Annotated in this window: 6 protein-coding genes and 1 pseudogene; all 7 read right to left on the reverse strand. The window is 72.4% G+C overall.

Annotation, left to right across the window (positions count from 1 at the left end; genetic code table 11):
* A pseudogene (locus H5J33_RS18220) lies at positions 1-196 on the reverse strand (hypothetical protein); the annotation flags it as partial.
* Between the two features lie 172 nt (positions 197-368).
* The gene (gene gatB, locus H5J33_RS18225; protein WP_181796000.1) at positions 369-1,883 is read right to left on the reverse strand and encodes an Asp-tRNA(Asn)/Glu-tRNA(Gln) amidotransferase subunit GatB; all 1,515 of its coding nucleotides are present in this window, start codon (positions 1,881-1,883) and stop codon (positions 369-371) included.
* A gap of 16 nt (positions 1,884-1,899) precedes the next feature.
* Positions 1,900-2,139, reverse strand: a complete 240-nt coding sequence (locus H5J33_RS18230; RefSeq protein WP_030614455.1) for a hypothetical protein — start codon at positions 2,137-2,139, stop codon at positions 1,900-1,902.
* Positions 2,136-3,635, reverse strand: a complete 1,500-nt coding sequence (gene gatA / locus H5J33_RS18235) for an Asp-tRNA(Asn)/Glu-tRNA(Gln) amidotransferase subunit GatA (protein ID WP_181796001.1) — start codon at positions 3,633-3,635, stop codon at positions 2,136-2,138. The genes H5J33_RS18230 and gatA overlap by 4 nt, the downstream gene beginning before the upstream one ends.
* A gap of 5 nt (positions 3,636-3,640) precedes the next feature.
* Positions 3,641-3,937, reverse strand: coding sequence for an Asp-tRNA(Asn)/Glu-tRNA(Gln) amidotransferase subunit GatC (gatC, locus tag H5J33_RS18240; protein WP_004925108.1), 297 nt, complete (start codon positions 3,935-3,937; stop codon positions 3,641-3,643).
* Between the two features lie 104 nt (positions 3,938-4,041).
* A complete protein-coding gene (locus H5J33_RS18245; protein WP_181796002.1) occupies positions 4,042-4,536 on the reverse strand; it encodes a cupin domain-containing protein in 495 nt (164 codons plus the stop codon).
* Between the two features lie 516 nt (positions 4,537-5,052).
* The coding region (locus H5J33_RS18250) for a bifunctional diguanylate cyclase/phosphodiesterase (RefSeq protein ID WP_181796003.1) at positions 5,053-7,001 on the reverse strand (1,949 nt) is incomplete at its 5' end.

Here is a 7,001-nt window from a genome sequence, read left to right on the forward strand (position 1 = left end):
GCCCCTCGAGCAGCTCGGTCAGCCCCGCGCAGGCCAGCAGCACCCCGGTGCCGACGGCGAGCCAACGGGCCCGCCGCGCGTCCCCCACGTACTCCTCGGCCTGCCCCGCGTACTCCTCGGCGTTCCCGGCGGCTTCCCGCTCGTCGTCGGCCTGCGTCGTCGCGGGCTCGACATCGGTTTCGGTGCTTCCCCTCATGGCGGGCGAGCGTACCCGCCGCGGTGGCGGAAACCCGGTGCGGGGCGGCCGTACCGGCTGCCTGGGATGGTCGCTTGTGAACAGCACACCGAGGACGCCGGGCGCAGGCCGGAGGAGAGCATGCGTACGGCCCCGCAGGCGGTCGTGCCTCCGGGGCCGTTCGCGGGTGAGGTCAGCCCTCGGTGACGCCCAGCTTCTCCAGGATCAGCTCCTTGACGCGGGCGGCGTCGGCCTGGCCGCGGGTGGCCTTCATGACCGCGCCGACCAGGGCGCCGGCCGCGGCCACCTTGCCGCCGCGGATCTTGTCCGCGATGGCCGGGTTGCCGGCGATGGCCTCCTCGACGGCGGCGGTCAGCGCGCCCTCGTCCGAGACGACCTTCAGGCCGCGCTTGTCCACCACCTCGTCCGGGGTGCCCTCGCCCGCGAGGACGCCCTCGATGACCTGGCGGGCGAGCTTGTCGTTCAGGTCGCCCTTGGCCACCAGCTCGGTGACCCGGGCCACCTGCCGCGGGGTGATCGCCAGCTCGTCCAGCGCGGTGCCGGACTCGTTGGCGCTGCGCGCGAGTTCGCCCATCCACCACTTGCGGGCGGCGGCCGCGTCGGCACCGGCGTCGATCGTGGCGACGATCAGGTCCAGCGCGCCGGCGTTCAGGATGGCCTGCATGTCGGTGGCCGAGATGCCCCACTCCGCCAGCAGGCGGGTACGGCGGGCCAGCGGCAGCTCCGGCAGGGCCGCGCGGATCTCCTCGACCCACTCGCGCGAGGGCGCGACGGGGACCAGGTCGGGCTCCGGGAAGTACCGGTAGTCCTCGGCCTCCTCCTTCACTCGGCCCGAGGTCGTGGACCCGGTGTCCTCGTGGAAGTGGCGGGTCTCCTGGACGATCGTGCCGCCGCCGGAGAGCACGGCCGCGTGGCGCATGATCTCGTAGCGGGCCGCACGCTCCACCGAACGCAGGGAGTTGACGTTCTTCGTCTCCGAGCGGGTGCCGAACTTGTCGGCGCCCTTGGGCATCAGCGACAGGTTCACGTCGCAGCGCATCTGGCCCATCTCCATGCGGGCCTCGGACACGCCGAGGGCACGGATGACCTCGCGCAGCTCGCGGACGTAGGCCTTCGCCACCTCGGGGGCGCGCTCGCCGGCGCCCACGATCGGCTTGGTGACGATCTCGATGAGCGGGATGCCGGCGCGGTTGTAGTCCAGCAGGGAGTGGGACGCGCCGTGGATACGGCCGGTGGCGCCGCCGACGTGCGTCGACTTGCCGGTGTCCTCCTCCATGTGGGCGCGCTCGATCTCCACGCGGAAGACCTCGCCGTCCTCCATCTGCACGTCGAGGTAGCCGTTGAAGGCGATCGGCTCGTCGTACTGGGAGGTCTGGAAGTTCTTCGGCATGTCCGGATAGAAGTAGTTCTTCCGGGCGAAGCGGCACCATTCGGCGATCTCGCAGTTCAGCGCGAGACCGATCTTGATGGCGGACTCGACGCCGGTCGCGTTGACGACCGGGAGCGCGCCGGGCAGGCCGAGGCAGACGGGGCAGGTCTGGGAGTTCGGGTCGGCGCCGAGCGCCGTCGAACAGCCGCAGAACATCTTGGTCTTGGTGCCGAGTTCGACATGGACCTCAAGGCCCATGACGGGGTCGTACGCCGCCAGCGCGTCCTCGTACGACACCAGGTCGGTCGTGGTGGTCACGGTGAAAACTTCCCTCTCAGCCCAGCAGGACGTCGTCGTCGCCCAACCGCTTCAGCTCGCGGTAGAGGATGGCGAGGCCGGTGACGATGCCTGCGGCGGTGACGACGGCGTCGACGAGCCTCAGCGTGTCGTTCTCGGCGCGGGCCTTCTTGATCTGCTTCGCGGCGCCGACCGCGCCGAACGCGGTGGCGGCCATGGACAGGTACGTACCGGATTTGGACTTCTTGAAGTCCTTGGCCTTCGACAGCTTGCTCACAGCGACGGTGCCTCCTCCAGCAGCGGGTGACCCCACTTTTCCACGAAGGCGGCCTCGACGGCGGCGCCCACCTTGTACAGCCGGTCGTCCTTCAGCGCGGGGGCGATGATCTGCAGGCCCACCGGGAGGTTGTCCTCCGGGGCGAGACCGCAGGGCAGGGACATGGCCGCGTTGCCCGCCAGGTTGGTCGGGATGGTGCACAGGTCCGCGAGGTACATCGCCATCGGGTCGTCGGCGCGCTCGCCGATCGGGAAGGCGGTGGTCGGGGTCGTCGGGGAGACGATCACGTCGACCTGCTCGAAGGCCTTCTCGAAGTCCCGCGTGATGAGCGTGCGGACCTTCTGCGCGGAACCGTAGTACGCGTCGTAGTAACCGCTCGACAGCGCGTACGTGCCGAGCATGATCCGGCGCTTGACCTCGGGGCCGAAGCCGGCCTCGCGGGTCAGGGAGGTGACCTCCTCGGCGGAGTGCGTGCCGTCGTCGCCGGTCCGCACGCCGTAGCGCAGGCCGTCGAAGCGGGCGAGGTTGGAGGAGCACTCGGACGGGGCGATCAGGTAGTACGCCGACAGCGCCAGGTCGAAGGACGGGCAGTCCAGCTCGACGATCTCGGCGCCGAGCTCCTTGAGCAGCTCCACCGACTCGTCGAAGCGCTGGATGACACCGGCCTGGTAGCCCTCGCCGCGGAACTGCCTGACCACGCCGACGCGCATGCCCTGGACGCTGCCGTTGCGGGCGGCCTCGACCACCGGCGGGACGGGGGCGTCGATGGACGTGGAGTCCAGCGGGTCGTGGCCGGCGATCACCTCGTGCAGCAGGGCCGCGTCCAGGACCGTACGGGCGCAGGGGCCGCCCTGGTCGAGGGAGGAGGAGAAGGCGACCATGCCGTACCGGGACACCGCGCCGTAGGTCGGCTTCACGCCGACCGTGCCGGTGACGGCGGCCGGCTGGCGGATGGAGCCGCCGGTGTCGGTGCCGATGGCGAGCGGGGCCTCGTAGGCGGCGAGCGCGGCGGAGGAACCGCCGCCGGAGCCGCCGGGGATCCTGGTGAGGTCCCAGGGGTTGCCGGTCGGGCCGTAGGCGCTGTTCTCGGTGGAGGACCCCATGGCGAACTCGTCCATGTTGGTCTTGCCGAGGATGACGACGTCGGCGGCCTTCAGCCGCTTGGTGAGCGTCGCGTCGTACGGCGGGATCCAGCCTTCGAGGATCTTCGAACCGACGGTCGTGGGCACGCCCTCGGTGGTGAAGATGTCCTTGAGCGCGAGCGGGACGCCGGCCAGCGGGCCGAGCTTCTCGCCGCGCTCGCGCTTGGCGTCCACGGCACGGGCCTGGGCGAGGGCGCCCTCGCGGTCGACGTGCAGGAAGGCGTGGACCTTCTCGTCCACGGCCTCGATCCGGGCGAGGTGGGCCTCGGTGACCTGGACCGCGGTCAGCTCGCCGGAGGCGATCTTCTCGGCGATCTGCGCGGCCGTGAGCTTGATGATGTTGCTGTCCGTCATGGTGGTCACTCCTCCCCCAGGATCTGCGGCACCTTGAAACGCTGCTGCTCCTGGGCCGGGGCGCCGGAGAGCGCCTGCTCGGGGGTGAGCGAGGGACGGACCTCGTCCGGCCGCATGACGTTCGTCAGCGGGAGCGGGTGCGAGGTCGGCGGTACGTCTTGGTCGGCGACCTCGCTGACGCGGGCGACCGCGCCGATGATGTCGTCAAGCTGGCCTGCGAAGTGATCGAGTTCTTCGGGCTTCAGCTCCAGACGCGCCAGCCGGGCGAGGTGGGCGACCTCCTCGCGCGTGATGCCAGGCATGCAGCGATCCTCTGGGGTGAGTGTGTGTGGTTTGGGCCCAATCCTATGGGGCCGGGCCCCGTGCCCGTGAAACGGTTTCCTCCGGGGGCCGGCCGGGGGCCGCCTCAACGGTGCCGGCCGTCCCAGGCCGCGCTCTTCAGGAAGTGGTTGTCGTACAGCTCCTGCACCTCCAGCAGGCTCTCCGGCGTGGCCTCGCCCAGGCGGACGCGCTGGAGGTGGCGGAAGTACTCGAAGCGCTCGACGCCCGGTGCGATCACGATCAGCAGGTCGGCGGTGGCACCGGGCGCGGCGGCGAAGGCGTGCGGCCGGTCCGGGGGGACGATGATCAGGTCGCCGCGCTCGGCGGTGACGACGTCGTCGCCGGACAGCACCTCGGCCTCGCCGTCGAGCAGGTAGAACATCTCCGCGGAGTTGTGGTGGACGTGCGGCCGGGCGCCGTCGGCTCCCTCGGCGAGGGTGACCCGCACGGTGGACAGCGCGCCGCCGCTCGCGCTGCTGTCGGAAAGCAGCCGTACGGCCACGGGGGCGTCCCCGACCACCTCGGCCTCGGCGTCCCGGACCAGCACGGTGTCGTCGAACCTGGGCACGAACAGCGACATGGCACCTCTCCCTCGTTGCGGCGCCCCTCGGCGGGCGCCTCGTGGCGCGGCGCTCCGACCGCGTAGAACCGGCCGGCGCCGACCAGTACAACGATCTTGGTGGCGAAGTGCATCCCGAACGCGCCGGCTTTCGCACCGCCGCCGTGCGGGACCGCCGGGTCCGTCGGTCACACAGCGCGTGAAGCGGACCTCGGCGACGCGGGCTCCGGCGCGTGACGACGGCGCGCGGCCCCCGGAGGCACCGGTACGGCACCCCTCCTGGATGCCGCCGCCGACGCTCCTCACCGTGTGACCGACGCCGGCACACCCGGCCCGGCCTTGCCGGCCGGCCACCTCACGAGCGGCCGAGCGAGCACCAGGGGCGGTGGCGAGGGGCGGAGCGGGCGGTTGGTTCGGCGACGGGCAACGCGATGGTTACTCGGCTACGGACGGCGCGGCGGCCACTCGGCAAGGGACAACACGGCCGCTGCCGACCCACGGCAGCACGGCGGCCGCTCGCCCACGGGCAGGGTGCGGTCATTCGGCCGCGGGCAGGGCGGCCGGTGTCGCGGGGGTTCTCTGCCAGCCTCGGGAGCCGCGGGCCAGCAGCCAGGTGGTGGCTTCCTCCGGCGGCATCGCCGCGGCGACCAGCCAGCCCTGGACCGCGTCACAGCCCAGGTCCCGCAGCCGCTCCCAGGTCTCGTCGTCCTCCACGCCCTCGGCGACGACCAGCAGGCCCAGCGAATGGGCCAGGTCCACCGTGCAGCGGACGATCTCGGCGTCCTCGGTGTCGACGGCGAGCCGGGCCACGAAGGAGCGGTCGATCTTCAGCTCGCTGACCGGCAGCCGCCGCAGGTGCACCAGGGACGAGTACCCGGTGCCGAAGTCGTCGAGGGACATCTTCACGCCGTGCCCGGTGAGCCCGGCGAGGGTGTCGGCGGCCCGCTGCGGGTCCTCCAGCAGCACGTGTTCCGTGATCTCCAGCTGGAGCGCCCCGGCGGGGACCCCGTGCCGGGCCAGGCGGGCGGCGACGGAGCCGGCGAAGCCGGGGGTGTGGACGTCGCGCGGGGAGACGTTGACGGCGACCGGGACCCGCAGGCCCTGCGCGCGCCAGCGGGCGACCTGGCCGAGCGCGGTCTCCAGGACGTACTCGGTGAGGTGGGGCATCAGCCCGGAGGACTCGGCTATCGCTATGAACTCGTCCGGCGGCACCTTGCCGCGCTCGGGGTGCACCCAGCGGACCAGCGCCTCCAGGCCGGCCACCTGTCCGTCGAAGCGGACCTTGGGCTGGTAGTGCAGCTGGACCTCGTGCGCGTCGAGGGCCCGGCGCAGATCGCCGAGCAGACCGAGGCGGTCGGGGGTGTTGGAGTCCCGCTTGGACTCGTAGACCTCGACGCCGGTGCGGTCCCGCTTCGCCTGGTACATGGCGACGTCGGCGCGGCGCAGCATTCCCTCGGCGTCGAGGGCGTGATCGGGGAAGACGGCCACACCGGCGCTGGCCTCCAGGACGAGGGTGAGGCCGTCCAGGTCGAGCGGGGAGCTGAGGGCGGTGACGAGGGAGCGGGCAACGCGCGTCGCCGACGTGGTGGAGTCGGCGACGGGGAGTAACACGGCGAACTCGTCACCGCCGAGCCGGGCGGCCTCGGCCCCGCGCGGCAGGGCGAGCCGCAGCCGGTCGGCGATCTGGAGCAGCAGCCGGTCACCGGCCAGATGACCGAGCGTGTCGTTCACCGAGCGGAAACGGTCGAGGTCGATCAGCATGAGCGCGGCGCGCGCCCCGATGCGGTCGGCGTCGTCCAGCGCGGTCCAGATGCGCTCCAGCAGCCACTGCCGGTTGGGCAGCCCGGTCAGCGGGTCGCGCAGCTGCTCCTCGGCGCGGGCGCGGGCCATCCACAGGGTGGAGTCCAGCGCGATGAGCGGGATGGCGAAGAGCGGGAGCAGGATCGGCTCGGCGTCGGCGACGACGCACAGCAGCGGCGCGATGCCGAGCAGCGCGACGGCGACCAGGCCCTGTCTGACCAGGGCGGTGCGGGCGATGGTGGGCAGCCCGCCGTCGCGCGGCGCGTTCAGGTACCACAGCAGGCCGCGGCTGACGGCGAGGTAGGCCACCGCGACCAGGACGACCTGGGGGGCGGTGGCGATGCTCCAGTGGTCGGGACGCCAGGGGGCCTCGACGCTCGGGACCCGGCCGAACGCGCCGAGCAGCAGGGCGCCTACGCCGATGCCGAGGATGTCCACCGCGCCGTGCAGCACCCCCTGGCGCCAGCGGTGACGGCGGGCGATGCCGACCAGGACGACGACGGTGAGGCTGACCAGTCCGGCCGGTACCCAGCCGTACAGCAGCAGGACGGCGAGGGTGAGGGCGGCGCCCGAGCCGGTGCCGCCCGACCAGCGGGCCCGGCCCAGCATGACGAGGTGGCCGACGATGACGCCGGTGAGCAGGGCCAGCGCCCAGCCGACCGTGCCGTTCGGGAAGAGGGCGTGGT

The sequence above is a fragment of the Streptomyces sp. WELS2 genome (assembly GCF_013870595.1).
In the GTDB taxonomy this organism is placed as follows: domain Bacteria; phylum Actinomycetota; class Actinomycetes; order Streptomycetales; family Streptomycetaceae; genus Streptomyces.